The sequence below is a fragment of the Streptomyces sp. SID12501 genome, from assembly GCF_010550245.1.
GTDB lineage: Bacteria > Actinomycetota > Actinomycetes > Streptomycetales > Streptomycetaceae > Streptomyces.
On sequence record NZ_JAAGLU010000350.1, the window covers coordinates 1 to 556 of the forward strand.

General features: G+C 68.7%; 1 protein-coding gene. It reads left to right on the forward strand.

Annotated elements, in window-relative coordinates:
* Positions 1 to 464 (forward strand): acyl carrier protein (locus G3I71_RS46160; protein ID WP_239149781.1); only part of this gene is annotated, 464 nt, incomplete at its 5' end.
* Between the last annotated feature and the right edge of the window lie 92 nt (positions 465 to 556).

Here is a 556-nt window from a genome sequence, read left to right on the forward strand (position 1 = left end):
TGGACCTGGTCCGTACGCAGTTCGCGGCCGTCCTCGGACACGCCGGTCCGGCCTCCGTCGAGTCCGGGCGGGCCTTCAAGGAGCTCGGCTTCGACTCGCTGACCGCCGTCGAGCTGCTGCGCGCCGCGCAGGGCGTCACGTACGTCGGTGAGGACGAGGTCGCGGGCACCAAGGTGTGGCACTACCAGGGGACGACGGACATCGGGGCGGCGGCGCGCAGTGCCTCGCCCGGGGTGAAGGAAGCCCTGGAAGCGGCGGCGAAAGGGTTCGGCAAGGACAGCGTCCCCTTCGACGTCTACCTCGACGAGGAGGGGCTGCTGCGCAAGGTCAGGCACCGTTTCACGTACGTCAAGAATGGCGTGATCGATGTCTCCTCGACCACGATGCTCTACGGGTTCGGCACCCCGGTCACCGTGGCATTGCCCGCAAGCGGGGACATTTTCGCCGGGAAGATCGCCGAGTGAACCGGCCGGGCGGCCCGGACCGGTGCGTCCGGGCCATGGCCCGCTATCCGGAAATGGTCCATCCGTGTCATGTGCGCAACGGGGTGCGATCC